General features: G+C 71.2%; 28 protein-coding genes and 1 pseudogene. 20 read left to right on the top strand and 9 right to left on the bottom strand.

Annotated elements, in window-relative coordinates:
- Nucleotides 1-10 precede the first annotated feature (10 nt).
- Both EV375_RS03760 and EV375_RS03765 read right to left on the bottom strand, forming a co-directional pair.
- The gene (locus EV375_RS03760; RefSeq protein WP_130298186.1) at nt 11-643 is read right to left on the bottom strand and encodes a class I SAM-dependent methyltransferase; all 633 of its coding nucleotides are present in this window, start codon (nt 641-643) and stop codon (nt 11-13) included.
- Between the two features lie 351 nt (nt 644-994).
- Entirely contained in the window at nt 995-1,942 is a 948-nt protein-coding gene (locus EV375_RS03765) for a 2-hydroxyacid dehydrogenase (protein WP_130298187.1), read from the bottom strand.
- A 293-nt stretch (nt 1,943-2,235) separates the two neighbouring features.
- On the opposite strand from EV375_RS03765, the gene EV375_RS03770 reads away from it, so the two are divergent.
- The 9 genes and pseudogenes from EV375_RS03770 to EV375_RS03810 form a co-directional block, all read left to right on the top strand.
- Nucleotides 2,236-3,699 carry an MFS transporter gene (locus tag EV375_RS03770; protein ID WP_130298188.1) on the top strand — a complete coding sequence of 488 codons (1,464 nt, stop codon included), beginning with the start codon at nt 2,236-2,238 and terminating at the stop codon, nt 3,697-3,699.
- A gap of 35 nt (nt 3,700-3,734) precedes the next feature.
- Nucleotides 3,735-4,496: an IclR family transcriptional regulator gene (locus EV375_RS03775; RefSeq protein WP_486588258.1), complete on the top strand. Its 762-nt coding sequence runs from the start codon at nt 3,735-3,737 to the stop codon at nt 4,494-4,496.
- A gap of 149 nt (nt 4,497-4,645) precedes the next feature.
- Complete coding sequence (locus EV375_RS03780; RefSeq protein ID WP_486588259.1) at nt 4,646-5,725, top strand: sulfotransferase family protein; 1,080 nt, start codon at nt 4,646-4,648, stop codon at nt 5,723-5,725.
- A 193-nt stretch (nt 5,726-5,918) separates the two neighbouring features.
- Nucleotides 5,919-6,557 carry a helix-turn-helix domain-containing protein gene (locus EV375_RS03785; RefSeq protein ID WP_130298189.1) on the top strand — a complete coding sequence of 213 codons (639 nt, stop codon included), beginning with the start codon at nt 5,919-5,921 and terminating at the stop codon, nt 6,555-6,557.
- A complete protein-coding gene (locus tag EV375_RS03790) occupies nt 6,554-7,861 on the top strand; it encodes an MFS transporter (RefSeq protein WP_486588260.1) in 1,308 nt (435 codons plus the stop codon). The genes EV375_RS03785 and EV375_RS03790 overlap by 4 nt, the downstream gene beginning before the upstream one ends.
- Before the next feature lie 37 nt (nt 7,862-7,898).
- Entirely contained in the window at nt 7,899-8,738 is an 840-nt protein-coding gene (locus EV375_RS03795) for a Scr1 family TA system antitoxin-like transcriptional regulator (protein WP_165434676.1), read from the top strand.
- Complete coding sequence (locus tag EV375_RS03800) at nt 8,735-8,974, top strand: DUF397 domain-containing protein (protein ID WP_130298191.1); 240 nt, start codon at nt 8,735-8,737, stop codon at nt 8,972-8,974. The genes EV375_RS03795 and EV375_RS03800 overlap by 4 nt, the downstream gene beginning before the upstream one ends.
- Nucleotides 8,975-9,043: 69 nt before the next feature.
- Nucleotides 9,044-9,376, top strand: a complete 333-nt coding sequence (gene cutA / locus EV375_RS03805) for a divalent-cation tolerance protein CutA (RefSeq protein WP_207227978.1) — start codon at nt 9,044-9,046, stop codon at nt 9,374-9,376.
- Nucleotides 9,377-9,534: 158 nt separating this feature from the next.
- Nucleotides 9,535-9,684: pseudogene (locus EV375_RS03810) on the top strand (transposase); the annotation flags it as partial.
- A gap of 44 nt (nt 9,685-9,728) precedes the next feature.
- Here EV375_RS03810 and EV375_RS03815 read toward each other — a convergent pair.
- Nucleotides 9,729-11,384, bottom strand: coding sequence for an FAD-binding dehydrogenase (locus EV375_RS03815; protein ID WP_130298193.1), 1,656 nt, complete (start codon nt 11,382-11,384; stop codon nt 9,729-9,731).
- Nucleotides 11,385-11,707: 323 nt separating this feature from the next.
- Here EV375_RS03815 and EV375_RS03820 point away from each other — a divergent pair, with 323 nt between their 5' ends.
- Both EV375_RS03820 and EV375_RS29020 read left to right on the top strand, forming a co-directional pair.
- On the top strand, nt 11,708-12,247 hold the full coding sequence (locus tag EV375_RS03820) for an NUDIX domain-containing protein (RefSeq protein ID WP_130298194.1): 540 nt from the start codon (nt 11,708-11,710) through the stop codon (nt 12,245-12,247).
- 113 nt (nt 12,248-12,360) lie between these two features.
- A complete protein-coding gene (locus EV375_RS29020) occupies nt 12,361-12,516 on the top strand; it encodes a hypothetical protein (protein WP_165434646.1) in 156 nt (51 codons plus the stop codon).
- Nucleotides 12,517-12,573: 57 nt separating this feature from the next.
- On the opposite strand, the gene EV375_RS03830 is transcribed toward EV375_RS29020, so the two are convergent.
- Complete coding sequence (locus EV375_RS03830; protein ID WP_130298196.1) at nt 12,574-12,888, bottom strand: hypothetical protein; 315 nt, start codon at nt 12,886-12,888, stop codon at nt 12,574-12,576.
- A gap of 45 nt (nt 12,889-12,933) precedes the next feature.
- Here EV375_RS03830 and EV375_RS03835 point away from each other — a divergent pair, with 45 nt between their 5' ends.
- The 6 genes from EV375_RS03835 to EV375_RS03860 all read left to right on the top strand — a co-directional run bounded on the left by EV375_RS03835 (nt 12,934) and on the right by EV375_RS03860 (nt 17,872).
- Nucleotides 12,934-13,329 (top strand): DUF202 domain-containing protein, encoded by a 396-nt coding sequence (locus EV375_RS03835; RefSeq protein ID WP_130298197.1) that lies wholly within the window; start codon nt 12,934-12,936, stop codon nt 13,327-13,329.
- Nucleotides 13,326-13,661, top strand: a complete 336-nt coding sequence (locus tag EV375_RS03840) for a DUF202 domain-containing protein (RefSeq protein ID WP_130298198.1) — start codon at nt 13,326-13,328, stop codon at nt 13,659-13,661. The genes EV375_RS03835 and EV375_RS03840 overlap by 4 nt, the downstream gene beginning before the upstream one ends.
- Before the next feature lie 86 nt (nt 13,662-13,747).
- Nucleotides 13,748-14,221, top strand: coding sequence for a gluconokinase (locus tag EV375_RS03845; RefSeq protein WP_130301575.1), 474 nt, complete (start codon nt 13,748-13,750; stop codon nt 14,219-14,221).
- Between the two features lie 153 nt (nt 14,222-14,374).
- A complete protein-coding gene (locus EV375_RS03850; RefSeq protein ID WP_130298199.1) occupies nt 14,375-15,325 on the top strand; it encodes an MBL fold metallo-hydrolase in 951 nt (316 codons plus the stop codon).
- Nucleotides 15,326-15,622: 297 nt separating this feature from the next.
- Complete coding sequence (locus EV375_RS03855) at nt 15,623-16,645, top strand: phosphotransferase family protein (RefSeq protein WP_130298200.1); 1,023 nt, start codon at nt 15,623-15,625, stop codon at nt 16,643-16,645.
- Nucleotides 16,646-16,648: 3 nt separating this feature from the next.
- Nucleotides 16,649-17,872 carry an acyl-CoA dehydrogenase family protein gene (locus EV375_RS03860; protein ID WP_130298201.1) on the top strand — a complete coding sequence of 408 codons (1,224 nt, stop codon included), beginning with the start codon at nt 16,649-16,651 and terminating at the stop codon, nt 17,870-17,872.
- Between the two features lie 401 nt (nt 17,873-18,273).
- Here EV375_RS03860 and EV375_RS03865 read toward each other — a convergent pair whose 3' ends face one another.
- Nucleotides 18,274-18,714, bottom strand: coding sequence for a nuclear transport factor 2 family protein (locus tag EV375_RS03865; protein WP_130298202.1), 441 nt, complete (start codon nt 18,712-18,714; stop codon nt 18,274-18,276).
- Between the two features lie 276 nt (nt 18,715-18,990).
- Here EV375_RS03865 and EV375_RS03870 point away from each other — a divergent pair, with 276 nt between their 5' ends.
- The 3 genes from EV375_RS03870 to EV375_RS03880 all read left to right on the top strand — a co-directional run bounded on the left by EV375_RS03870 (nt 18,991) and on the right by EV375_RS03880 (nt 21,174).
- Nucleotides 18,991-19,200, top strand: a complete 210-nt coding sequence (locus EV375_RS03870) for a hypothetical protein (RefSeq protein ID WP_207227979.1) — start codon at nt 18,991-18,993, stop codon at nt 19,198-19,200.
- A gap of 113 nt (nt 19,201-19,313) precedes the next feature.
- Nucleotides 19,314-20,336 (top strand): phosphotransferase, encoded by a 1,023-nt coding sequence (locus EV375_RS03875; protein WP_130298204.1) that lies wholly within the window; start codon nt 19,314-19,316, stop codon nt 20,334-20,336.
- 1 nt (nt 20,337) lies between these two features.
- Complete coding sequence (locus tag EV375_RS03880; RefSeq protein WP_486588691.1) at nt 20,338-21,174, top strand: class I SAM-dependent methyltransferase; 837 nt, start codon at nt 20,338-20,340, stop codon at nt 21,172-21,174.
- A gap of 67 nt (nt 21,175-21,241) precedes the next feature.
- Here EV375_RS03880 and EV375_RS03885 read toward each other — a convergent pair whose 3' ends face one another.
- The 4 genes from EV375_RS03885 to EV375_RS03900 all read right to left on the bottom strand — a co-directional run bounded on the left by EV375_RS03885 (nt 21,242) and on the right by EV375_RS03900 (nt 25,614).
- A complete protein-coding gene (locus EV375_RS03885; protein ID WP_130298206.1) occupies nt 21,242-22,234 on the bottom strand; it encodes an NADPH:quinone oxidoreductase family protein in 993 nt (330 codons plus the stop codon).
- A gap of 161 nt (nt 22,235-22,395) precedes the next feature.
- The gene (locus EV375_RS03890) at nt 22,396-22,941 is read right to left on the bottom strand and encodes a TetR/AcrR family transcriptional regulator (RefSeq protein WP_486588692.1); all 546 of its coding nucleotides are present in this window, start codon (nt 22,939-22,941) and stop codon (nt 22,396-22,398) included.
- Between the two features lie 154 nt (nt 22,942-23,095).
- Nucleotides 23,096-24,760, bottom strand: coding sequence for an acyl-CoA synthetase family protein (locus tag EV375_RS03895; RefSeq protein ID WP_486588261.1), 1,665 nt, complete (start codon nt 24,758-24,760; stop codon nt 23,096-23,098).
- Nucleotides 24,757-25,614, bottom strand: a complete 858-nt coding sequence (locus EV375_RS03900; protein WP_130298208.1) for an SDR family oxidoreductase — start codon at nt 25,612-25,614, stop codon at nt 24,757-24,759. Before EV375_RS03900 ends, EV375_RS03895 begins: the two co-directional genes overlap by 4 nt.
- Nucleotides 25,615-25,799: the final 185 nt, after the last annotated feature.

Consider the following 25,799-nt stretch of genomic DNA (forward strand, 5'->3'; position numbering starts at 1 on the left):
TCGCCGATCATCAGCCGCTGTTGCGGAAGACGAGCAGATAGCGCCAGAAGAGCAGCCTGCGGATGCGGGAGCCGGGCAGCAGGACGGCCGCTTCCGACCGGACCTGCGACAGCGTCATCCCGGGCTGCCTCGTCGGGGGATCCGTCCGTGCCCGGCCTGCCGGAGCCGGTGCGGGACGCAGCCGTTCCAGTGCCCGAACAGCAAGCCTGGCAACGGCGTTTACGGGCACGGCGGTCAGGCTCCAGAGAAGGTCGAGCCGGCCCTTCTCCCGGTAGCAGCCCAGGATCACCAGGACGCCTCCGGGCGCGAGCGCCGCTCGCAGCGCGGAGACCGTACGGAACGGCACATGGTGGATGCTCGCCAGGCACGAGATGAAGTCGTAGTGCTCCTCGGGCAGTTCGAGGGCCGTGACGTCGGCCTGCCGGAAGTGCGGGTTGCGTGCGCCCGCTGCGGCAGGGCCCAGGGCATGTGCCTGCTCGATCACCTCCTGGGAGGGGTCGATGGCATCGACGTCCATCCCGAGCCGGGCGAGTCGCCGCGCGAACCGTCCGGTCCCGCAGCCCACGTCCAGCGCCGTGCCGCCGTGCCGCGGCACATGGCGCGACAGCAGCCGGTGATAGTGATCGTTGTGGTCGAAGGGCACCGCACGATCGTGTCACGGGACGAAGCCGACGAGGCGAGTCCCCCGGGTGTTCACCCGCGCTCCACGGCCGCACCGGACGGCCCCCGCTCGCCGGAACCCGTCGGCGCCCACCAGCGCCCACCAGCGCCCACCGGCGAGCGGGGGAACCGGGGGCCAGGCAACGCAGGACGGTGCGGCCGGGGGCTCCCTGTGAGTCCGGCGGAGCGGGGTGCGCTTCGCTTCACCGGAACGCAGGCGCGGGGCAAGGCCGTTGGCCGCGAGCCTCCGGACACCGAGGGTGCCGGTCCGGCTTGCTCGCCGCGGTGCGCACAGTGGACCGCCCCGCTCCGTGCCTGCTGTCCCGGACGCGGTTCAGGGACGCGGGAAGGCGTTGACGAGGGGCTCCCCCGCTGCGTAGCGACGGACCTGTTCCACGATCAGCTGCTCGGCGCGCGGCCGGAACGTGGCGGAACCGCCCGCGACGTGCGGCGTGATCAGCACCCCGGGCTGCTTCCGCAGCGGATGGTCCCCCGGCAGCGGTTCGGGGTCGGTGACGTCGAGCGCGGCGCGCAGCCGTCCGCTCCGGGCCTCATCGAGCAGCGCACCCGTCTCCAGTGTGCGGCCCCGTCCCACGTTGACGACGAGCGCCCCGTCGGGCAGCGCGGCGAGTTCGTCGGCGCCGAACATGCCTGTCGTGGCGGGCGTTTCCGGCAGTACGAGCACCGCGATGTCCACGTCCGGCAGCAGTTGTGGAAGTTCGGTCACCGCGTGCACGTCCTCCTCGGGCCTGGGCCGCCGGGCGACGCGCACGACCTCCGCCTCGCAGGCCAGCAGCCTCCGCTCCAGTGCCTGCCCGATCGATCCGTATCCGATGACGGCGACGCGCGACCCGGCGAGGGAGCGCGTGAAGTGCGGTTCCCAGCGCCCGGCCTGCTGATCGGCGACCCAGCGCGGAAGGTCGCGCTGCGCGGCGAGGATCAGCCCGAGCGCGTGTTCGGCGGTGCTGGCGTCGTGCAGACCCCGGCCGTTGTAGAGCTTCGCACCTTCGGGCATGACCGGCAGCAGCTTCTCGACGCCGGCGCTGAGGGACTGCACGGCACGCACGGCGGGGAGCCGCGGCAGCAGCCGCTCCGCGTCGGGCACGGCGTAGGGCATCACCCACAGACCGGTCGACTCCAGTGCTTCCGCGGGCAGTTCGTCCTCGGGTGTGTGTCCGTCCCATATGTGCACGCGGACGTTCGAGGGCCACGGCCCGTGCCGCTCGTCGAGGCCGTTCCAGGGCAGGAGCACGTGGACTGCGGGGTCGGTGGTCTCGGGCATCGGCGTGTGCCTCTCCTCGTCGCGTACGGCGGATGACGGGCGGACGGCCGGAACGAACGGACGGAGCGGCGGCTGACCGGCTGACCGTCGCACCGGCTGACTGGCCGACCGTCGCGCCGGCTGACCCACGGACCAGTCCGACCGTCCGCCGGACCGTCCCGGAACGCCCGCGGCGTGCGGACCGTGATGGGTCCTGACCGGCCGCAGCCATTGACCCGGCCCGCACACACTCGTAACGTCCTTCCCGCCCAGTGAAACACTTTCCACCCGACGGAAACAGGGGAGGTCCGGGAATGACGGCAGCGTCTCCCTCCCGCACCGGCAGCGGCGGCTTCTGGTCATCGACCCGCGCCAGGTATCTGATGCCGATCGCGTTCGTCACGTACTCGCTCGCCTATCTCGACAGGTCGAACTACGCGATCGCCTCGGCGGGCGGCATGGCCGACGAACTGAACCTGTCGGCCGGAACCGACTCCCTCATCGCGGCCTCGTTCTTCCTCGGCTACTTCTTCTTCCAGATCCCGGGCACGATCTACGCCGAGCAGCGCAGCGTGCGCCGGATGGTCGCCGGCTCCACGATCGCCTGGGGCGTGCTGGCGACGGCGCAGGGCCTGCTCAGCAGCCCCGGCCAGCTGATCCCGGTGCGCTTCGCGCTCGGCGTCGTCGAGGGCGCCGTGCTGCCCGCGCTGGTGGTGCTGCTGAGCCGCTGGTTCACCAAGCGCGAGCGCGGCCGGGCCAACTCCCTGCTGATCCTCGGCAATCCGATCACCGTGATGTGGCTGTCCGTGCTCTCCGGATGGCTCATCGAGATCTCCGACTGGCGGATGATGTTCATCGTCGAGGGCGTCCCCTCGATCATCTGGGGCCTGCTGTGCATACGGTTCATCAAGGACCGCCCGGCCGAGGCCCGGTGGCTGCCCGAGGCCGAACACGACCGGCTGCGCACGGAACTCGCCGACGAGCAGCGGGCCGCTGCCGCCGCGCCCGGCTCGGCCGTGACGGCCACGGAGGTCAGCGCGGGAACTCCGGCCGCGCCGGAGGCCGAGTCCGACCCCGGGGCGCACGCCACCACCGCCGACGCGCCGCGCGCGACGGCCGCGGACTACAAGAAGGTGCTGCGCTCCCGTGCCGTGACCGTGCTGGCCGCCCAGTACTTCTTCTGGTCGTTCGGCATGTACGGCTTCATCTTCTGGCTGCCGTCCATCGTGAAGCAGGCCTCGGGCGAGGGCATCGGAGCGACCGGCCTGATCTCGGCGATCCCCTACGCGTTCGCCGTCGTGGCGATGATGCTCAACTCCCGGCTGTCCGACCGCACCGGACGCCGCCGCATCGCCGTGTGGCCCTGGCTGGGCACGGGGGCACTGGCGCTGTTCGGGTCCTACCTCGCCGGGCCGAACTTCCCGGTCGCGCTGACCCTGCTCGTCGTCGCGGGATTGTGCATGTACGCGCCCTACGGCCCGTACTTCGCCTTCGTCTCCGAGCTGGCGCCCGCCGGTGTCGCGGGCGCGGCCGTCGCCGCCGTCAACTCCTTCGGTGCGCTCGGGTCGTTCGCGGGCACCTATCTCGTGGGCTGGGTGCGCGGCACACAGCTCGGCGACGCCGGCGCCTTCGGCTTCATGGCGGTGTGCACGATGATCTCCGCGGCGCTGATGTTCGCGGTGCGGGAACCGCGGGCCACCACGGCCGATACCGGTACGGTGAACCGCGAAACGCACACGAGTGCCGCCACGGCACCGGGCAGTGGCGGACGCGACTGACCTTGCCGCGCACGATCTTCGAGGGAGCACCGACGGTGACCGCACCGCCCGGCGACGACATGCTCAGCCGGGGCCTGCGGCTGATGACGGTACTGGCCGACAACCCGTCGGGGCTGGGTGTCAGCGCGGCGGCACGCACTGCCGGGCTGCCCGTCAGCAGCGCGCACCGGCTGCTGGGACGTCTGGCCGCCGAACGCTTCGTCGCCTACGACGAGGACACCCGCCGCTACGCCCTCGGCGTGCGCGTCCTGGAGTTCTCCCGTGGCTTCCAGCGCTCCCCCGCCGGCTACTCCGCCGCGGCCGCACCGATGCGCCGCCTCGCCGCCCGGACGGGACTTCCCGCCATCGCGGGGATCCTCGACGGCGGCGAGGTGCTCATCGTGCTCAGCGCACAGGGCACGCAGCACCTCCAGCTGCGCAGCGCCGAGGGCACCCGCAACCCGTGGCACGCCACCTCCATGGGCCTGGCGCTCGCCTCGGTGCTGCCGGAGGAGGAGCTGGCGGCGCTCCTCGCGTCCGACCTGCCCTCCCCCACCGCGCACACCGTCACCGACCCGGAGGCGCTGCGCGAGAAGGTCGCCCGCGTACGGGAGCGGGGCTGGGCGGAGGTCGACGAGGAGAACGAGGTCGGTGTCCGCTCCGTCGCCACGGTCGTGCCCGACCTGGACGGAGGAGTGCGCCCGCGGCTGGCGGTCTCGCTCGGCGCCACCGTCGTGCTCACGACCTGGGACGAACTCCACGGCCACGTACCGGCGTTGCGTGCCTGCGCGGAGGAGATCGCCTCCCTCATGGGGTGACAGCTCTTCGGGGTGGCAGCTCATTGGGGTGACGCCTTCGGCCGATCGTCCGGTCCTCCGGGTCGGGCGCCGTGCGCGGGGGTAGGACTGGGTGCGATCGGAAGCCGAACGGCCTGCGACGCAGCCAGGCCCTGGGGGAGGAAACCAACGTGCGGACGGGCATCAAGACGCTGACCTTCGTCGTCGGCACCGGGCGCAGCGGCTCGACGGCGCTGTCGCAGGTGCTGCGGCTGCATCCCGACGTGCTCAGCCTCAACGAGCTCTACTCCTGCATCGACGGACCACCGGCACTGTCCCGGCAGCCGCTCACGGGCCCGGAGTTCTGGCGATGTCTGCGCGAACCGATGGAAGTCTTCGACGCCATGGTGCGCAGCGGCACCCCGCTCCCGGAGTTCATCTACAACCGCCACCCCGAGTGGCGCTACTCGGCCGAAACGACGGGCATCCCCGCGATCAGCATGATGACGCTCCCGCACCTGAGCGACGACCCGGACGCGCTCCTCGACTCCCTCGAACCGGAGGTGTGCTCCTGGCCCGAGCGTCCCGCCCCGCAGCAGTGGCAGGCCCTCTTCGGCGCGCTCGCCTCCCGCGCCGGCGGGCGCGAGGCCGCCGTGGAGCGCTCCGGATACTCGCTGCACCGCGTCGGACTGCTGCACGAACTCTTCCCCGAGGCCCGCTTCGTGCACCTCTTCCGGGACGGCCCCGACTGCGCGCTGTCCATGAGCCGCCACAACGGCTACCGCATGATCTCCCTGCTGCGCGAGATCGTCCGCCGCTCGGGCGTGGAGTCCGCCTCCGACCTGACCGACGACCACATCAAGCAACTCCCCGCGGACCTGGCCCCGTTGCTGGGCCCGCAGTACGACCCGGCGCTCGTCCTCGACCGCGAGATGCCGGTGCCGGACTTCGGCACGCTGTGGTCGGACCTGATCTGCGAAGGCGTGGACCAGCTCTCCGCCGTCCCGCGGGATCAGGTCACGACGCTCTCGTACGAGCGCCTCCTCGACGCGCCCCGGGCGGAGCTGGCCCGCCTGGCGGACTTCATCGGGGTCCAGCCCTTCTCGGAGTGGCTGGAGGAGGGCGACGAGATCCTCGACGGCACGGGCCGCCGCGGCTCGGCGCTTCGCCTGCCCGCCGGGGTTCTCTCGGCGCTCCGCGAGAACTGCGCTCGTGGAGAAGGGGCGTTGGGCGTGCGTGGCGCGGATGCCGCCGTGCCGCACGGGCGTTGATTCGGCCCGTCGCCTCGGGCCCCCTCGGGCCGCCTCGGACACGGTCCTCTTCCATCCCCGGTAACCGGCCTTCCGGCCGGAACCGGGCACGGATCACGTTCGGCACCTGATTCGCTCCAACTCCGCCTTGACTGCAAAGAGTTCTTCGCAAAGAACCCTTTGCGAAGACATCTTTGCGTTCTAGGTTGGGGGCATGGGGAAAACCGACGAAAGCAGTTCTCCGCACACACCGCCGCCGGCACCGCAGAACACTCCGCGGGACACGGTCGTCCTGGACGCGAAGGGCCTGCGTGCACTGGCGCACCCGGTGCGCGTCCAGCTCGTCGGGCTGCTGCGCAAGAACGGCCCGTCCACGGCGACCCGTCTCGCGGAGCAGCTCGGCGTCAACTCCGGGACGGCCAGCTACCACTTGCGCCAGCTCGGCGCGTCCGGCTTCGTCGAGGAGGACACCGGGCGCGGCAACGCCCGTGAACGGTGGTGGCGTTCCGTACACCGCAAGACGCGATTCGACGACATGGAACTGGCCGAGCGCGAGCCGGAGGCGACGCTCACCTACCTGCACTCCGTGGCCGCCGCCTACACCCTGCGCACCCAGCGGGCCGTGAACGAGTTCCAGACCCTCCCCCGCGAATGGCGCGAAGCCTCCGACATGAGCGACTGGGCACTGCGCCTCACCCCGGAGGAAAGCCGTTCCCTGTACGAGGAGTTGACCTCGGTCATCGGCCGCTACCGGCGGGACGCGCCCGGAACCGACGCCCCCGAGGGCGCGGAACGCGTCATGCTGATCACGCAGATCCTCCCCGAGCTGGACGGCCCGGGGAGGCGGGAGTGACTCGATCCCCTTCCGGGCGCCGGTCGTTGCGGCCGCTGGCCGGCGTGCTCGCCGCGACCGGGCTGTCGCTCACGGGCACCCGCATCTCCGTCATCGCTCTGCCCTGGTTCGTCCTCGTCACCACGGGCAGCGCATCGCAGACCGGTCTCGTGGCCTTCTGCGAACTGGGGCCGTACGTGCTGGTGAAGGCGTTCATCGGACCGCTGGTGGACCGAAGCGGCCCACGCATCGTCTCCTGGTCCACGGACCTGGTGAGTGCGACGGCCGCCATCACGATTCCCGCTCTGCACGCCGCGGATCTGCTCTCCTTCTGGCTGCTGCTGCTCCTCGTCGCGATCATCGGCGCGGCCCGCGCTCCCGGCGATCTGGCCAAACAGGTCATGGTTCCGGAGGCCGCCGACCTCGGCAGCGTACGGCTGGAGCGGGCCACGGGGCTCAGCGGCGTCATGGAACGCCTCGCGTTCACACTCGGACCCGCCGCGGGGGGAACGCTCGTCGCGCTGCTCGGACCGATGACCGCACTGGTGGCCAACGCGCTGTGTTTCGCGATGGGTTCGCTCGTCATCGCACTGGTCGTACCACGCGGCGTCGGCCGCACCGCCGAAGAGCGCGACCCCGACGCGGACGGCGCGGGCTACTGGAGTCGCCTCGGCGAGGGAATGCGCTTCCTGCGCGACGATCCGCTGCTCCTCACCATCACGGCGATGATCGCGGTCACCAACCTGCTGGACACGGCCTTCTCCTCGGTCCTCGTACCGGTCTGGGCGAAGGAGTCCGGCAACGGCCCGGCCGCGATCGGGCTCACCGGCACCGCGACGGGGGTCTCGGCCATCGCTGCCAGCTTCGCGGCCGCCGCCGTGGCACACCGGTTCAACCGCCGCGTCGTCTTCTTCGCCGGCTTCGTACTCGCGGGCGCCCCGCGCTTCCTGATCCTCGCCGTCGACGTGCCACTGTGGACCGTGGTCGCCGTCTTCGTCGTCAGCGGCTTCGGCGCGGGCTTCCTCAACCCCATTCTGGGAGCGGTCCTCTACGAACGCATTCCGCGCCAACTGCTGGGCCGCGTAACGGGCCTGGGCACATCGATGGCCTGGCTGGGCATGCCGCTCGGCGGACTCGCGGCGGGAGCGGCAGTGGCCTCCGTGGGTCTCGTCCCGTCGCTGGCAGTGGCCGGAGTGGCGTACTTCCTCACCACGAATCTGACGGGACTGCGCCCGGAATGGCGGCAGATGGACCGTCGACGTGCCGAGGCGCGGAATCTCCCGGATGAGCAGATTCCCCAACCGAGTGACACAGCACCGACATAGGCTGAGTGCAACAGATCAGTCACTCCCGGTGAGACACATGACCGATATCGAAGACCTCGACGCCGACGAAGCAACGCCGGACCCGGTCCACAAGGTCCTCGGCAAACAGATCAAACACCTGCGTGAGCAAGCGGGCCTCACCCAGGCGGAGTTCGGCAAACAGGCGGGCTACGGCATGGACCTGGTCTCCTCCGTCGAACGCGGCCGCCGCGCGGCCAAGCCGCAGTTCATCGACGCGGCCGAACGCATCCTGGACGCCCGCGGGTTGCTGAAGGCGGTCGAGGAGGACATCGACAAGGCGCGCCTGCGGTACCCGGCGTTCTTCCGCGAGTTCGCGCGGTTGGAAGCGGTCGCCGTCGAGCGGCACGAGTACGAGACGATGGTTGTTCCCGGTCTCCTCCAGACCGAGGACTACGCGCGGGCGGTGTTTACAATGCGCCGCCCATTACTCGATGACGAGACCATCGAGCTACGGGTTGCGGCCCGCCTGGCCCGTCAGGAGATCTTCGACCGCTGGCCACCACCGAACCTGAGCTTCGTCCTGGAGGAGGTCATTCTCCGCAGACCGTTCGGTGGTGCAGCAGTACTCCAGGGACAGCTTCACCAATTGGCACGCTTCGCCCGCATGCGTCACGTCGAACTGCAAGTGATGCCGACGAGTCGCACAGACCACCCAGGACCGGCAGGCCCCCTCACCCTGCTCGAACCTCCCGACAAGCCCAAGCTGGCCTACGGCGAAGTGCAGGACCGCAATGTCTGGTTCACAAAACGCGAAGCAGTCCGTGCCGTCGAGGCGCGCTATGGGATCATCCGCGCGCAGGCGCTCACGCCCGACGAGTCCCTGGGCCTCATCGAGACGTTGCTGGGAGAAGGATGAACACCACCCTGAACTGGCTCAAGAGCAGCTACAGCGACAACGAGGGCGGCGCGTGCGTCGAAGTCGCCCTGGCCTGGCACAAGTCGAGCCACAGCAGTGGTGAAGGCGGCAACTGCGTCGAGGTCGCCAACTGCCCCGGCACCGTGCACGTTCGGGACTCCAAGGACGTCAGCGGCCCCCAGCTCGCCTTCCCGGCGGCGCCCTGGGCCGAGTTCATCGCGTACGCAACTCGCTGACGGGGCCGGACGGGCTCGGCTTCGTCCTGGGGTACGGTCGCCCCCGGTATTCGACCGGGAGGAGACATCGTGGCCGAGGCCGAGTTCCTCGCTGTGCTCACCACGACGGACACCGAGGAGAGTGCTCAAGTGCTCGCCAGGTCCGCCGTCGCGGGGCGGCTCGCCGCGTGTGGGCAGATCGACGGGCCGATCAAGAGTGTGTACCAGTGGCAGGAGAAGGTCGAGGTCGACACGGAATGGCGCGTGCTCCTCAAGAGCACGGCGGCCCGCTACGACGAGCTCGAAGCGCTCATCAAGTCCCTGCACTCCTACGACACACCCGAGATCATCGCCACCCCGATCACCGCCGGCAGCGACGAGTATCTGGCCTGGCTGCGGAGCGAGACTCAGACCGCCAACTGACGCCGAAGCGTGAGGGGTTCGGCCCGCCCGTCGTCCGCATCCTATGAACGCGCCCCGCGCCCGGGATTCTGAGGGCCGGAGCCTGCACGAGCGGAGGCCTGAGTTCCCGTTCGTCCTCGGCGTTGTCCTGGCGGGTCTCAGGGGGGCAATGGTTCGGGCTGATTGTCAATGTAGAACCGGCCTCGTGGGACCACGGGATGGGCAGGCCGGTGCGGGATCGCCGCCAGGTGGTCAACGGGAGCTTGTGGGAGCTATCCACGGGCGCGACTTGGCGGGACCTGCCTGAGCGGTACGGGCCGCGGAAGACGGGCGGCCGCGAGCAGAGCGAGTTCGGAGGCGACGGGGGTGACGGCTACCCGACGGCCTTCGCCGCCGCCTTGCCCGCCGTGCGCCCCGAGAAGATGCAGCCGCCGAGGAACGTGCCCTCCAGCGACCGGTACCCGTGCACGCCGCCGCCCCCGAACCCGGCGGCCTCGCCCGCCGCGTACACGCCGGGCAGCGGCTCGCCGCCCTCGCCCAGCACCCGCGCGTCCAGGTCGGTCTCCAGTCCGCCGAGCGTCTTGCGCGTGAGGATGTTGAGCCGCACGGCGATGAGCGGCCCGGCCTTCGGGTCGAGGAGCCGGTGGGGCGACGCGACGCGGATCAGCTTGTCGCCCAGGTACTTGCGCGCGCCGTGGATCGCCGTCACCTGGGAGTCCTTGGTGAAGGGGTTGGTGATCTCCCTGTCACGGGCCTCGATCTCGCGCCTCAGCCCGGCCTCGTTGATGAGCTCCTGGCCCGTCAGCTCGTTCATCCGCCGTACCAGGGCGCCGAGTTCGCGTTCGATGACGAAGTCGGCTCCGCGGTCCATGAACGCCTGTACGGGGCCGGGCGCACCGGACCCGACACGGGCCAGCAGCTGCCGCAGGTCACGTCCCGTCAGGTCAGGGTTCTGCTCGGAGCCGGAGAGCGTGAACTCCTTCTCGATGATCTTCTGGCTGAGCACGAACCAGGTGTAGTCGTGGCCCGAGTGCATGATGTGGTCGAGCGTGCCGAGTGTGTCGAAGCCCGGGTAGAGGGGCACCGGCAGCCGCTTCCCCGTGGCGTCGAGCCACAGTGACGACGGTCCGGGCAGGATGCGGATGCCGTGCAGATTCCAGATGGGGCTCCAGTTCTCGATGCCCTCGGTGTAATGCCACATCCGGTCCCGGTTGATGATGCGGCCGCCCGCTTCCTCGGTGATGCCGAGCATCAGGCCGTCGACGTGCGCGGGGACCCCGGAGAGCATCCGGGCGGGCGGAGTGCCCAGCCGCTCGGGCCAGTTGGCGCGCACGAGCTCGTGGTTGCCGCCGATGCCGCCGGAGGTGACCACGACGGCCTGTGCCCTCAGCTCGAACGCGCCGGTCACCTCGCGGCTGCTCGCGGTGCCCCGCTCGGCGTCGCTCGGCTCCAGCACCTCGCCGGTGACGGTGTCGACCGTGCCGGAGCTGCGGGCCAGGCCCGTGACCCGGTGCCGGAAGCGCAGTTCGACGTTGCCGCGTTCGACGCCGGCCCGCACGCGCCGTTCGAAGGGCTCGACGATGCCGGGGCCCGTCCCCCACGTGATGTGGAAGCGGGGCACCGAATTGCCGTGTCCCGTCGCTCCGTAGCCGCCGCGCTCGGCCCAGCCGACGACGGGGAAGATCTTCAGGCCCTGGCCGCGCAGCCACGACCGCTTCTCACCGGCCGCGAAGTCGACGTACGCCTCGGCCCAGCGCCTCGGCCAGTGGTCCTCCTCGCGGTCGAAGCCCGCGGTGCCGAGCCAGTCCTGCCAGGCCAGCTCGTGGCTGTCCCGGATGCGCATGCGGCGCTGCTCCGGGGAGTCGACGAAGAAGAGGCCGCCGAAGGACCAGTGCGCCTGCCCTCCGAGGGACTGCTCCGGCTCCTGGTCCAGAAGGATCACCTTCCGTCCCGCATCGGCCAGTTCGGCCGTCGCCGCGAGCCCCGCGAGTCCCGCTCCGATCACGATGACATCGGCGTCGTACGCCATGCGTCCCACCTGTTCCGCGCCCGGCTGTCCACCCTGAAGATCTGGTGACGGGAGGGTATGCCCACCCGGACGTGCGCGGCACCCCGGGGCACAGGGTTCGGGCGGCGCGTCCGCGGACTGCCGGGGCGCGCTGGGGTGCTGGACGTCGGGGGCCTCCCGTCCGCCCTCCAGTCCGCGCGGTACCCGGCGCCGGCCTCCTCCGGGCCTCGCGCGGCGCCTCGTCCCGAAGCCCGGCGAAGGCTGACGGCGGCAGGCTCTCTGGGAGACTGACCGCCACGGTGCGGGACCTTGCACTTTCGAGGCGCGGAAGACTGGGATGCGGGATGAGCGAAGAAGCCCTCTCGGCGGACGAGTTGCTCGACATCGTCGACGAGGACGACCGCGTCGTGGGGCAGGCTCCGCGGGGTGAGGCGATGGCGCGGCGGCTGCGGCACCGGGCCACGTCCGTCCAGGTACGTGACGCGCTGGGCCGGATCTTCGTGCACCGCCGCACACCGCGGAAGCTGGTCTTCCCCTCCATGTACGACGTGGTGGTCGGCGGCGTCGTCGGAGCGGGCGAGAGCTACGACGACTGCGCTCTGCGGGAGGCGGAGGAAGAACTGGGCGTCAGGGGGCTGCCCGCACCCGAGCCGCGCTTCACGTTCCTGTACGAGTCGCCGGAGCACACCTGGTTCCTGCGGGTCTACGAGCTGGTGTGCGAGCTGCCCGTACGGCCCCAGCCGGAGGAGATCGACTGGTGGGACTTCCTCCCGCAGGAGGAGCTGGAGCGGCGGCTGACACTGCCGCAGTGGCAGGTCGTACCTGACGGACTGGAGTGCCATCGGAGGCTCCGTGCCCGGCACGGAACGGGCAACGGCGACTGAACTGCCCCTGCGCCGCCGGGGGTTACGCATCAGCACAATCCGCCCCAGGACGCGACAAGGACGGGACGATCTACAAGAAGAGCGCCGTCAAGACCTCGACCGGCAAGAGCCGCGTGAGCCAGAACGCCGCACGCCGGTGCGTGAAGAAGCAGACGTACACCGGCCTCGCCAACGGCCTGGTGACGTTCCCGCCCAACTACACGCCGCGGACCGAGAAGGTCAGCCACCGGAGGGCGAGCGAGGTGATCCGGGCGTGCAAGAAGAAGTGATCCCCCGGCGGTGACCCGGTGGTGACGCGCGTGCGACGGTGACGTCTCCTGCGAGGCTCACTCGCGGAGCGCGTCCGGCACTACGAGCGCCAGAGCCTCGAGGCGTCGTCCGCCCGTCAGATCCCCGATCAGACGGGCGGACCCGCCGACGAAGGTGGAGTCCAGGTCGACGTCGGTCGCCACGCACCATGCCCGGTCCCCCGGCCACCACAGGTTGGGCGACTGGGGGAAGAAGAAACCGGCACCCCGCTCCCCCATGTCGACCGCTGCCCCGACGGGGCCCTCGTAGAGCAGATACGCGCGGCTTCCCAGGTCCGCACGCGGGGCGTCGTCGCCGCAGCCGATACGCGCGGAAAGTCCAGTATGAGCCATCGGGTGCATCCGCACCTCAGGTCGAGGGCCCGTAGGCTCGTCGGCATGATCGACCGGCTCAAGGCGACGCTCCGGCTGTGGTTCGCACCTCAGCACCTCCGGGCTGAGGGCACCACGCCCGACTACCGTTTCTCGCTCGCCAACGAGCGCACCTTCCTCGCCTGGATCCGCACCGCGCTGGCACTCGTCGCGGGCGGCATCGCCGTGGACCAGTTCCTCACGGAACTGAGCTGGGCCGTCCGCACGGCGATCTCGGTATCGGTGCTGGCGTTCGGCGCGCTGTGCGCGTTCCGCGCCGTCAATCACTGGATGCGCTGCGAGCGCGCGATGCGGCGCGGCGAGGACCTTCCCGTCTCCCGCTTCCCGGTGCTGCTGGCGACGGCGACGGCGGTCGCCGCGCTTCTGGTGCTCATCGCCCTGCTGGTGGGAGGCGGCCCGTGAACGCGGGCGGGGCGCCGAACGCCCGCACCGGTGACCCCGCGGCGCAGCCGGAACGGACGCGCTTCGCCTGGCGCCGCACCACGCTCACGTTCGCCGTCGCCGTCGCACTTGGTGTGCGTGCGGCGGTGTACGGGGGCGACGGCGTCTCGGCCGCGGAAGCGGCGGCGGCCGCCGTCGGCGCCCTGGCGTGGCTGATGTTCCTGGTACTGGCCCACCGTCGCATCCGGGCCATGGAGGCGGACCGGCCCTCTGTCGTGGGGGCGGGGACCGTACGGGCGGCGGCGCTGTGCACACTGGCCATGGCGATGGTTGGAGTGGTCTTGCTGTGGTGAACGAGGAAAGCGGACGCGCGGAGCGGCCGGAGGCGGCCGGCGGAGACGGAGCCGCCGACGGCAGGCGGGCACCCCTGGTCGTGGTGATGGGGGTCTCCGGCTCCGGCAAGTCCACCGTGGGCGAGCTGCTCGCGGACCGGCTGGGAGTGCCGTACGCCGAGGCCGACTCCTTCCATCCGCCGGGGAACATACGGAAGATGTCCGCCGGCACACCGCTCGACGACGAGGACCGGCGCCCGTGGCTCGACGCCATCGCCGCCTGGCTCTCCGAACACGCGGGGCCCGGCGGCGTCGTGAGCTGCTCCGCGCTGCGGCGCCTGTACCGCGACCGGCTGCGCGCGAGCGGCGCGCCGATGTTCTTCCTGCATCTGGACGGCTCGGAGGAGCTGATCGCGGAGCGACTGGAGGGCCGCAAGGGCCACTTCATGCCGCGTTCGCTGCTGCGTTCGCAGTTCGCGACGCTGGAGCCGCTGGAGCCGGACGAGCGGGGGGCGGCGGTCGCCGTCGGGGGGAGCCCGCAGGAGGTCACGGACAGGGCACTCGCCGCGCTCGCGCCGTAGCCGCGACGCCGAACGCACTGACAAGCTTTGAGCGTTGTGACACATGGCCCGGCAGCCGCAGGGCCGGCGGAACCGCCGCCGGTCCGTCGCTGGTCAGCCGGCAGTCGGTCGGGCAGTCAGTCGGCAGTCGGCCAGAACGAGGGAGAGCAGCGCATGACGTCTGCGTCAGCGGCGGAGGCGGACGAGAGCGCCCCGGCGCCGGGTGAGCCGTACACGGAGGAACTCGCCGGCGGGGTGCACGCCTACATACAGCCCGACGGCGGCTGGTGCCTCAGCAACGCGGGCTGGATCAGCGACGGCGGCGAGACGCTGCTCGTGGACACCGCGGCCACGGAACGCCGGACCAGAGCCCTGCGCACGGCACTTGCCGCGAGCGGCGCGCCCGCACCCGCCACCGTCGTCAACACCCACCACCACGGCGACCACACCTACGGCAACGCGCTGTTCAGGCCCGGCGCGACCGTCGTCGGCCACGAGACCTGCCGGCGGGAGACGCTGGCCGCCGGGCACCAGCTCCACGCGATCTGGCCCGGTGTCGACTTCGGCGACATCCACATCACCGCGCCGGACCTCACCTACCGCGACGAACTGACGCTGCACGTCGGCGGGACCGAAGTGCGCCTGCTGCACCCGGGCGTCGCGCACACCGCCGGCGACACCGTGGTCTGGCTGCCGGAGCAGGGGGTGGTCTTCACCGGCGACATCGTCTTCCACCACGGCACCCCCTTCATCCCGATGGGCTCGCTCAGCGGTTCGCTGCACGCGCTGGACCGGCTGCGGGCGCTGGGAGCGCGCACCGTCGTCCCCGGCCACGGTCCGCTCGCCGGGCCGGAGGTGTACGACACGGTTGAGCGCTATCTGCTGTACGTCGACGAGGTGGCCCGTGCGGCGCGCGGCCGCGGGCTCACACCCCTGGAGGCCGCGCGCGAGGCGGGGCCCGGCGAGTTCGCCGAACTGGCCGAGAGCGAGCGGCTGGTGGCGAACGTGCACCGCGCGTACGCCGAGCTGGAGGGGCGCCCTCCGGGAGATCCTCTCGACATCCTCTCCGTGTGGGCCGACATGGAGCAGCTGAACGGCGGCAGGCCGGTCGCATGCCACGCGTGAGCCGCCGCCCGCCGCGGTGCCGGGTCCGCCGGGTCCGCGCAGTCCGCCGGGTCCGGTGGCGGTTCGCGGGTGTGTCTCGTCACATGCGGGCCGTCCGGCGGGGTCCGTGGCCCTGTACCCCTAGACGCCATACCGACTAGTCGGCATGATCGTGCCAACCGCCGTACCACGGCCGTCAGTCAGCCGGCTCCGTCCCCGTCTCCGTTCTCCCCTGCCCCGTCCTCCTACTCCCCGTCGTCCACTCCACTGTCGCCCACTCCCTGTCCCCGACCCACTCACGCAGAAGGAGCGCTCACGATGAGCAAGGAGAATCCGCCCGGGCTCGATACGGAGCGGCTCGCCGCACATCTGGACCGGGAGCGGCCGGGCCTGGTGCGGGGGCCGCTGGAGGCAGAGGTGATCCAGGGCGGCCGGTCGAACCTCACATACCGGGTGACGGACGGCGTGAACCGCTGGGTCGTGCGGCGCCCGCCCCTCGGTCATGTGCTGGCCACGGCGCACGACATGACGCGCGAGTACCGCGTGATCAGCGCCCTTCGCGGCACGGACGTGCCGGTGCCCGGCACGGTGCTGCTGTGCGAGGACGAGGACGTGCTCGGTTCGCCCTTCTACGTCATGGAACAGGTGGAGGGCACCCCGTACCGCACGGCCGGTGAACTCGCCGCGATCGGCCCGGAGCGCACTCGCGAACTGGCGCTGGCGCTGCCCGACACGCTCGTCGCACTGCACTCCGTGAACCCGGCGGAGGTGGGGCTGGGGGACTTCGGGCGCCCTGAGGGTTTCCTGGAGCGGCAGTTGCGCCGCTGGGGCAAACAACTCGAGGCCTCCCGCAGCCGGGAGCTGCAAGGGATCGACGAACTGCACGCGTCGCTGGGGCAGCAGCTGCCCGACTCCCCCGAACCGGCCGTCGTGCACGGCGACTTCAGGCTCGACAACGTGCTGGCCGGCGACGACGACCGGATCGCCGCCGTACTCGACTGGGAGATGTCCACCCTCGGCGATCCGCTGACCGACCTGGGCCTGCTGGTGATGTACAGCGAGCCGCTGAACGTCCCTGACGCGCCGGTCAGTTCGACGGCGGAGGCCCCTGGGCACCCCTCGCCCGGCGAGCTGATCGAGCGCTATGCCGCCGGTTCGGGCCGGGACGTCTCGCGCATCAACTGGTACACGGCCTTCGCCTGGTTCAAGCTCGCGGTGATCCTGGAGGGCATCCACTACCGCTACACGCTCGGCCAGACGGTCGGGACCGGCTTCGACCGGATAGGCGGCCTCGTCCCGGTCTTCATCGACAACGGACTCACCACGCTGCGGAAGGGATGAGCAGTGGACTTCGCATTCGACGCCCGCACGGAGGAACTGCGCAGGAAGCTGCAGACCTTCATGGACGAGCACGTCTATCCGGCCGAGACCGTCGCCGACGAACAGCGGGCCGCACAGGACTCGCCCTGGGAGACCCCGCCCGTCGTGGAGGAGCTGAAGAGGACAGCGCGAAAGCACGGCCTGTGGAACCTCTTCCTTCCCGACCGCACCTACGGCGCCGGGCTGACGAACCTCCAGTACGCACCCCTCGCGGAGATCCTCGGACGCAGCCCCCGGCTGGCGCCGACGGCCGTCAACTGCGCCGCACCGGACACCGGGAACATGGAGGTGCTCACCGAGTTCGGCGACGCGGAGCAGCGCAGGACCTGGCTGGAGCCGCTGCTGAGCGGCGAGATCCGCTCCGGCTTCGCGATGACCGAGCCGGACGTCGCCTCGTCCGACGCGACGAACATCGAGACGCGCATCAGGCGTGACGGCGACGACTACGTCATCACGGGCCGCAAGTGGTTCATCTCCGGTGCGATGAACCCCGACTGCAAGATCTTCATCGTCATGGGCAAGACCGACCCGGACGCCCCCGACATCCGCCGCCAGCAGTCGATGGTGCTGGTGCCGCGGGACACCCCGGGTCTCGAAGTGCGCCGCGCCATGCAGGTCTACGGGTACGAGGACCATTACCACGGCGGCCACGCGGAGATCGTCTTCGACGGCGTGCGGGTGCCGAGGAGCAACCTCGTCGGCGAGGAGGGCGGTGGCTTCGCCATCGCCCAGGCGCGGCTCGGGCCCGGCCGCATCCACCACTGCATGCGGCTGATCGGCATGGCGGAGCGGGCCGTCGAGCTCATGTGCCGCCGGGCGCAGGGGCGTTCGGCCTTCGGGGGGCAGCTCGCCGCGCAAGGGCAGGTGCGGGAGTGGATCGCCGACGCGCGCGTGCAGATCGAGCAGCTGCGGCTGCTGGTGCTGAAGACGGCCTGGCTGATGGACACCGTGGGCAACAAGGGCGCTCACACGGAGATCCAGGCAATCAAGATCGCCACGCCGCGTGCCGTCGTCGGCATCCTCGACCGTGCGGTGCAGCTGCACGGTGCCGGCGGCGTCAGCCAGGACTTCCCCCTGGCGGAGCTGTGGGCGGCCGCCCGCACGCTCCAGCTCGCCGACGGGCCGGACGAGGTGCACCAACGCTCGCTGGCCAAGCGGGAGTTGAAGCGGCACGCCGTCGACGGCTGAGCAACCGGCCCGCCGACGCCCCGAGCCCCGTTTCCCGGCCGGCGGCCGGGGAGCGGGGGCCGCGGGCGGGGCAGGCCTTCCGCGTCCCGGCCGACCTCGGCGGTCACGCGGGCGGGGCGGTCCGGCAGGGCGTCGCTGACGTCCTCATGCCCGTCTGCGACCAGCCGCGGGAGCCACGCCGAGCGCCTTCGACGCACACCCTCAACAGTTCGCAGGCAACCCATCAAACCCCCGAGTCACACCGGACGTTCGACACTCCCTGTTGCGGCAGGGTCAGCGGGCCTCGGCACGGCTGCCGCCGCCAACAGAGCCCTGACAGCCGCTGGGGCGTTTCTCTTGGATCACCGGGCTGCTCACGCCGAGACCTCCGCCCGGGACGGCCGTCCACACGGAACGGCCCGTCAGGAACATTCCGGCTCGAACGCCTGCGCCACAGCCAGGCTGTCCTCGTATATGTGGAAGCGGACGACAAGGCCCTCTTCGAACGTGAGGTGCAGGGCGAACCGTGCCCGGTAGGCACGCCCCGTGGGGCGGGCGGTCTGCCGGATCTCACCGAGGACGACCGCGTCCTCGCCGTCGACCAGAATCCGCTCGACCTCAGTCGCCGCACCGCCCGGGGTGTGATGCCCGGCGAGCTCGCGGAAGTTGGCGCCGGCGTCGGCGCGGGTCGTCCTGTGACGGATCCACGGCGTTGCGCTCCGCCCGTGTTCCTCCTCGGGCCAGTCCAGTTTCCAGTCGACCCGCTCGGCGTACATCTCGGCGATGCGCTCCGGGTCGCCCTCGGCGATACGTCTCAGCAGTTCCTGCGTCCGGGCCCGGGTGTCGGTCGGGGTTGCGAGCACGAGGAGTCTCCGTCCTGGTATCCGGCGTCGCGCGGCGCGACGTACCGGATTCTTCCTGCGGGCGGCGTCCCGGGCGATTACCCGCCGGGTAATGGCCACTTCCGGTGTTCCACCCCGACTCCCCTTTCAGCTACGATCACTCGCATGACTGCCGGGTCGGCCGTGGGCCGCACACAGAACGGATTCCCGGCCGGCGATTGATCACCGCGCGGGCGAGAGGCCCGCCCCCGTTACGAGAAGCGCGCACAGCCACTCGTAGCGGAAGGAGGTGAGTTGATGAGCTGGCAGGAATTCCTCGCCCGTCACCAGGCAGGTGACGTCATCGAAGGCGTGGTCACCGCTGAAGTGCCGTTCGGTTCCTTCGTCGAAGCGGAAGGGGTCACCGGTCTCGCGTATCAGGAGTCCTGGCCCGTAGGCACCCGTGTCTCGGTCCGCATCCTCGAGATCGATCCCGAGAAGCAGCGGTTCAGCCTGGCCTCGGCCTGAGCCCGGCACTGATCCGGGGGAACGGAACTCCCCCGGATCAGTGTGACCGCATTATCCCGCCCCGTGCCCACACCGGAGCACCCCGGCACCTCTCACACGAAAGGGTTGCTCCGATGCGTGAACCGCCACCCGTGCAGACGGGCAGCAGACGCAAGTCGTGGGCGGAAATGCCGCGGTCGGTGAGGTCCGGCATCGAGGACGTCTTCGGCAGAAGGGCGGCCGTGGCCACGAGCCTGCCGGGTGGCTTCTCCGAAGGGCTCGCCGCGCGGCTGGAGTCGGCCGACGGCCGCCGGGTCTTCGCGAAGGCCGTCGACGCGGCAGCCGCACCTGCCGTGGGAGCCTTCCACCGGCGTGAGATCGCGACAGCGGGCGGGTTGCCGCCCGGGGCGCCGGCGCCGCGGCTGCTCGGTTCGTACGACGACGGCGAGTGGGTGGCCCTGGTCTTCGAGTACGTCGACGGGACGCTTCCCGTACAGCCGTGGCGGGAGGCCGAACTGGAGCGGGTGCTCGGCGGCGTCACGGAACTCGCGGAAGCGCTGACGCCCGCGCCCCGGCTCGAGGTGACTCTCGGCGCACCGCGATTGGGCGGGTGGAAACGTCTGGCCGCTGACGGCCGGGCCCTGGCGAGGCTGACGGCCCTCGCGCCCGGAGCCGCGCGGGACCTGGATCTGCACCTGACGCTGGAGGCGCAGCTCGACGAGGCCACCGCGGGCGGGACGCTCACCCACGGGGACCTGTACCCGTTCAACGTCCTGCTCGCCGACGAGCGTGCCTGCTTCGTGGACTGGCCGCACGCCTGGGTGGGCCCCGCGCACGCGGACCTCGTGACGCTGCTGAGCAGCGTGGCGCTCAGCGGCATCGACCCTCAACCGTTCGCCGAGCGCGCCCCGTTGCTGCGCGGGGTCGAGCCGAAAGCGGTCGATGTGCTCATCTCGGCGCAGGCGGGGTTCCTCCTGGCATCGGCCTCTTCGGCCAACACCTCGGCGGACCCGCACCTCGTGCGCATGATGACGCAGCTCGGACTGGCCTGTCTGCGCTGGCTGTCCACCCGCCGCACGACGAACGCACGGCGGACGCATGCCGGTTGGGGGCGAGCGACGACAGGACGCGGGGCACCGGAAGAGGACGGTGGCTGACATGCAGACCGGCAGTGCGAGCCGTTCCGCAATGGGCAGTGCGCTGCTGAGGGCGGCACACGTGCATGAAGACGATCCGCCGTGGGTGATGAAGGACACCGTTTCGGCATCGCTGCTCGACGCCGATGACGTGTCCCGGCTCGAAGCCTCCATGTCGTCGTGGGCGCCCGAGGTTCGTCGTGCCTGGCGTGTCGCTCACGCGGTGCGGGCGCGGCTGGCTGAGGACGTCGCCGTCGAAGGGCTCGCCCACGGGCGCCGCGACTACGTTCTGCTCGGTGCCGGCCTCGACTCCTTCGCATGGCGTCACCCCCGGGCGGCCGAGTTCGCCATCTGGGAGTTCGACCACCCGGACACACAGGCGTGGAAGCGCGCGTCGCTGCGGCGCAGGCTCATGCCCGAGCCGGCCAACCTTCGATTCGTGCCCGTCGATTTGTCAGCGACGGCGCTCGACGAGGCGGGCACGCCGCCGCTGGCCACGTGGAACTGGCTCGGCGTGACGATGTATCTGCCCCGCCCGGCAACGGAGAAGACGCTGCGTACCGTCGCGGCACACCGCCCGGGGACCACACTCGTCGTTAACTTCGTCCTTCCCGCACGGGAGTTGGACGAGCTGGCGGCCGCCGTGAGTGAGAGTGCGGCCTCGGCCGTCGCGGAGGCACACGAGCCCGTGCTCGCCTGCTACACGGCCGCTGAAGCGGCATCAATGCTTCGCGATGCGGGCTTCGGCGACATCCGCGTGCTGGACGCCCAGGCCCTCGGCCGGCGGTACCTGTCCTCGAAGGCACAGGCACCGCTACGGCTGCCCGGCTCGACCGTCGTCGCGGTGGCCACTGTCTGACACGCCCAACGGCCGGCGAGCGATACGCAGCCGCCGAAACCGGCGCACCTCCTCATGTCCCGTCTACTCAGGGCTGGATGACGACCCGTCCCGTCGTGGTGCCGTCGAAGACGCGCTGGACGGCGCTTGCGCCCTCCTCCAGCGGCAGGCGTTCGCTGATGAGCGGCTTGACCGAGCCGGCCGCCGCGAGTGCGGTCAGCTCCTCGTGGCAGGCCTGGACGGCGGCCGGGTCCTTGGTGTTGTAGAGGCCCCAGTGCAGGCCGAGGACCGAGTAGTTCTTGATCAGTGCGTGGTTGAGGCCCGGGGTCGGCACCGCACCGCTCGCGAAGCCGACGACGACGATGCGGCCCTCGAAGGCGATGCACTTGACCGACTTGGCGTAGGCGTCGCCGCCGACCGGGTCGTAGACGACGTCTGCGCCGCGGCCGCCCGTGGCTTCCTTCACGGCCGCCACGATGTCGTCCTCGCGCCGGTCCACGACCACGTCGCAGCCCAGCTCGCGTGCCGTCTCCGCCTTGGCCTTGCCGCCCACGACGCCGATCACGCGCGCACCGGCCGCCCTGCCGAGCTGCACCGCGGCGCTGCCGACGCCACCGGCCGCCGCGTGCACCAGCAGCGTCTCGCCGGGCTGGAGCCGGGCCCGGCGGTGCAGGCCGAACCAGCCGGTCTGGTAACCGATGTGGAGCGCCGCCGACTCGGCGTCGTCCAGTGCTTCCGGTGCCTTGCGCACGCTCGCCGCGCCGACGAGCGTGGCCTCCGCGAAACCGCCCATGGGCAGCGCCGGTTGGGCTATGACGCGGGAGCCCACCTCGGGTGCGTCGCGCTCCGGGGTGCCCTCCCCGACCGCGAGGACGTCGCCGCACAGCTCGACGCCGGGAGTGAACGGGAACGGAGGCTTGACCTGGTATTCGCCCCGGCACATGAGCGCGTCGGGAAAGTTGACGCCGGCTGCACGCACCCGCACGAGCACTTCGCCCGCGCCGGGTTCGGGGTCGGGGATGTCCTCCAGCCGCATCACCTCACGCGGCTCGCCGTTCTTGTGGACGCGCCATGCCTTCACCGGTGCTACCTCCGGAACGTAGTTGTGCCTGCTCTTCGCTCGTCTGCTCGCTGGTCCTGCCGCCCGGCCGCCGGGCCGTTGCGCGGGGGCGGCGAGCCCGTTTCCGGGTCCGTGTCCGTGTCCGTGTCCGTGTCCGTGACTGTGCCCGCGTGCGCCGCGTCCTAAGGCCGCAGCGCACGCAGCAGCAGGTCGGCGAGATGGTCCGCGACCTCCTGCGGAGTGAGCCGCCCCTCGGGCCGGTACCAGGTGCTCAGGTGGTGGACCGAGCCGAAGTGGTAGTCCACGACGAGGTCCGCCGGCGTCGCCGCGTTGAAGATCCCGTCGCGCTGGCCCTCGGCGACCAGGTCCCGGAAGCGTTCGTGGTATCGGCGTCGCTCCGCGCGCACCTGCTTCTGCTTCTCGGGGCTGAGCTGGTGCATGGAGCGGAAGAAGATCCGCGCGTCGTCGAGGTTGTCGATGGTGGTCACGACGACGTCGGCGGCGGCTCTGCGCAGGCGGTCCGCGACGGGCTGCTCCGCGTCCGCGTAGGCGTCCAGGCGCTCCTGCTGGAGGCGGAGCAGCCGTCCGTAGATCTCGTGCAGCAGGTCGTCCTTGGAGCCGAAGTAGTGGTAAAGGGCGCCCTTGGTCACCCCTGCCGCCTCGACTATCTCCTGGACGGACGTGCGGTCGTAGCCGCGTTCGGAGAACAGACGCGTCGCGGCGGCCATCAGACGCTGCGGTACGGGTACGGCAGCCGTGCCGCCCGTACCGTTCTTGTGGGCGCCGGTGCGGGGCGCCGTTCTAGGTGTGGCCATGCGCCCTCACCTGCCTTTCCTCGTGCGCCCGCTCACCGCGTACACCGCGACGGCCGCCGCCAAAGTCTCATCTGCCGCTGTCACCGCGGGAACGCAGTTCCCGCCTGAGGATCTTCCCACTGGTCGTCTTGGGCAGGTCCTCCAGTATCTCGACCTGCCGCGGGTACTTGTACGCCGCCAGCCGTTCCCTGCAGTGCCCGATCAGTTCCTCCGGCTCTGCCGGGTTCCCGGGGCGCAGGCTCACGTACGCCTTCACCGACTCGCCGCGGTACGGGTCGCTGACGCCGACGACCGCCGCCTCCCGCACGGCCGGATGACTGTGGAGAACGTCCTCCACCTCTCGTGGCCACACCTTGAAACCGGAGGCGTTGATCATGTCCTTCTTGCGGTCGACGACGTAGAGCCAGCCGTCGGCGTCCATGAACCCGATGTCCCCGGTGCGCAGTTCGCCGTCGGGCATCGCCGCGGCCGACTCCTGCGGCCTGCGCCAGTAGCCGGGCACGACCTGCGGTCCGCGGACGGTGATCTCGCCCTGCTCGCCGAGCGGTACGGGCCTGCCCTCGTCGTCGACTATGCGCACCACCGTGTCGGGCCCGGGTACGCCGACGGCGAGCGTGCCGGAGGCCGGGTCGACGGGCGCCTCGCGGCCCGGCGGCACGGAGGCGCAGGGCGCGGTGCACTCGGTCAGCCCGTATCCGTTGCGCAGGTACGTTCCGAAGGCAGCGCCGAGCCTCGTGACGAGCGCCGGCGGCAGCGGCGCCCCGCCCGAGGAGAGGACGCGGAAGGAGGAGAAGTGCTCCCGCGTGGCCTGCGGTTGGGCCGCCAGCGCCATGTAAGCGGTGGAGGGGCCGACGGTGAACGCCGGCCGGTGCTCCAGGAACGCGTCCAGTACGACACCGGCTTCGAACCGGTAAGCGAGGGCAAGGGTGCCGCGTCCCGCCAGGCAGGCCGACAGCTCGCAGACCATGCCGGTGATGTGGAAGAGCGGCGCGAGGACGAAGATGCAGGAACCGTCGGGCAGTTGGAGGCCCGTGTGCTGACGCTCGGCGTTGTAGGCGATGTTGGCGTGCGTGTTCATGGCGCCCTTGGGTGCGCCGCTCGTCCCCGACGTGTAGCTGATGAGCGCGATGTCGGAGCCGGCCGGTTCACGTCCCGGCTGGGCCGCGCCGCCAGCGCGCGCGACCGTGAGCAGATCGTCGGCGTCCTCTGCCGGCGCGGCACGTCCGAAGTCCAGTACGCGCGGATCGTCACGTGACTGGAGGTCGAGTTCGCAGGCCGTCAGGGCGATGCGCACCGGCGATCCGGCGGCGGTCGCCCGCAGATACGGCTCCCACGCCCTCTCGTCGCACACCAGCGCCGACACCTCGGCGTCGTGGAGTACGTGCGCGACCTCGCCCGCCTTGTACATGGGGTTGACGGGCACCACCACTGCTCCGGCCTTCCACGCGCCGAGCAGTGCGAGCACGAAGTGCGGGCTGTTCTGCAGCATCAGCGCCAGCCGGTCTCCGCGTTCGAAGCCGCGGGCGGCGAGGTGCGCGGCTATGCCGTCGGACAGCGTGTCGGCCTCGCGGTAGGTGAGGCGCCCGTCGAAGTAGGCGAGGGCGGTGCGGCCGGGGACGGTGCGCACCGCGTCGCGGAACGCGTGCAGCATGGTCTCCGGCGGCTGTACCGGGGCGCGCTGCACCTCGTTGAGCTGCTTCAGCCACGGCTTGTCCTCGTACGTCACGGTCAACGTGCCGCCCCCTGCGAGCGGTCGGCGCCGCCGGCTCCCGCCGCTTCCCCGGCGGTCTGGCCCTGCGCCTTCTGGTCGAGGAGCGCCTCCTGTCCGAGGATCCCCTCGAGCTTGCGCTGCATCTTGTTCATGCCGCCCAGCCAGTGGTCGGGGTCGCTCGCCCGGGCCGTGTAGAAGTCCGCCGTCTCGGGGTGCGGCAGTACGAGGAAACGCCCCGCCCGCATCGCTTCGAAGAGTGAGTCGGCGACGGCCTCCGCCTCGATGGCGGTCTCGGCGAGCACCAGTTCGCCCGCGGCGCCGGTACCGGCCAGCATGTCGGTGCGTACGCCCTGGGGGCACACGGCGTGCACGTCGATGCCGCGGTGCTTGTAGGTGACCGCCAGCCATTCCGCGAAGGACAGGGCCGCGTGCTTGGTCACGCTGTAGGGGGCGGAGCCGAGCATGGTGAGCAGCCCCGCCGCGGAGACGGTCGCCACGAACCGGCCACGGCCCCGCTCCAGCCAGCCGGGCACCAGTTCGCGTGCCGCCCGCACGTGCGCCATCACGTTGACGTCCCAGGCGCTCTCCCACAGCGCTTCGTCCGCCTCCTGACCGCCGTGCGGCGCGATCCCGGCGTTGGCGCAGAAGGTGTCGACGGTGCCGCCGAGCGCTTCACGGGCCGCCGGCACGATCGTGGAGGCGTCGCCGGGAACGGCGACTCCGCCGATCTCTTCCGCGACCGCCGCCGCCTTGGCCGCGTCGAGGTCGTTGACCGCGACGCGGGCGCCCTCCGCGGCGAACCGGCGGGCCATGGCCGCTCCGATACCGCCGCCCCCGCCGGTGACGACCACTGTGCTGTCGCGCAAAGACTCCATCCCCGCAACTCCCCTTCGCACTCTCGCGTCGGCTCTCCCCGCGGCGGCAGACTAACCAGTCGGTATGCCCGGGGGAAGAGGCAGGTTCCGGCCCGGGCAGGGGGGACCATGAGGACGCGGAGGGTGAGAGCTGCGGTCGGTACCGCCCCGCGCCGCGCTGACCAGCGTCCTTCGCCGGGCGGCAG

The organism is Streptomyces sp. CNZ301 (assembly GCF_004217425.1).

Coding starts and splice junctions, on each gene's coding strand:
- EV375_RS03765 (WP_130298187.1), bottom strand. CDS start 1,942: ATGCCCGAGACCACCGACCCCGCAGTCCACGTGCTCCTGCCCTGGAAC.
- EV375_RS03770 (WP_130298188.1), top strand. CDS start 2,236: ATGACGGCAGCGTCTCCCTCCCGCACCGGCAGCGGCGGCTTCTGGTCA.
- EV375_RS03785 (WP_130298189.1), top strand. CDS start 5,919: ATGGGGAAAACCGACGAAAGCAGTTCTCCGCACACACCGCCGCCGGCA.
- EV375_RS03795 (WP_165434676.1), top strand. CDS start 7,899: ATGACCGATATCGAAGACCTCGACGCCGACGAAGCAACGCCGGACCCG.
- EV375_RS03800 (WP_130298191.1), top strand. CDS start 8,735: ATGAACACCACCCTGAACTGGCTCAAGAGCAGCTACAGCGACAACGAG.
- EV375_RS03815 (WP_130298193.1), bottom strand. CDS start 11,384: ATGGCGTACGACGCCGATGTCATCGTGATCGGAGCGGGACTCGCGGGG.
- EV375_RS03820 (WP_130298194.1), top strand. CDS start 11,708: ATGAGCGAAGAAGCCCTCTCGGCGGACGAGTTGCTCGACATCGTCGAC.
- EV375_RS03830 (WP_130298196.1), bottom strand. CDS start 12,888: ATGGCTCATACTGGACTTTCCGCGCGTATCGGCTGCGGCGACGACGCC.
- EV375_RS03835 (WP_130298197.1), top strand. CDS start 12,934: ATGATCGACCGGCTCAAGGCGACGCTCCGGCTGTGGTTCGCACCTCAG.
- EV375_RS03845 (WP_130301575.1), top strand. CDS start 13,748: ATGGGGGTCTCCGGCTCCGGCAAGTCCACCGTGGGCGAGCTGCTCGCG.
- EV375_RS03850 (WP_130298199.1), top strand. CDS start 14,375: ATGACGTCTGCGTCAGCGGCGGAGGCGGACGAGAGCGCCCCGGCGCCG.
- EV375_RS03855 (WP_130298200.1), top strand. CDS start 15,623: ATGAGCAAGGAGAATCCGCCCGGGCTCGATACGGAGCGGCTCGCCGCA.
- EV375_RS03870 (WP_207227979.1), top strand. CDS start 18,991: ATGAGCTGGCAGGAATTCCTCGCCCGTCACCAGGCAGGTGACGTCATC.
- EV375_RS03875 (WP_130298204.1), top strand. CDS start 19,314: ATGCGTGAACCGCCACCCGTGCAGACGGGCAGCAGACGCAAGTCGTGG.
- EV375_RS03880 (WP_486588691.1), top strand. CDS start 20,338: ATGCAGACCGGCAGTGCGAGCCGTTCCGCAATGGGCAGTGCGCTGCTG.
- EV375_RS03890 (WP_486588692.1), bottom strand. CDS start 22,941: ATGGCCGCCGCGACGCGTCTGTTCTCCGAACGCGGCTACGACCGCACG.
- EV375_RS03900 (WP_130298208.1), bottom strand. CDS start 25,614: ATGGAGTCTTTGCGCGACAGCACAGTGGTCGTCACCGGCGGGGGCGGC.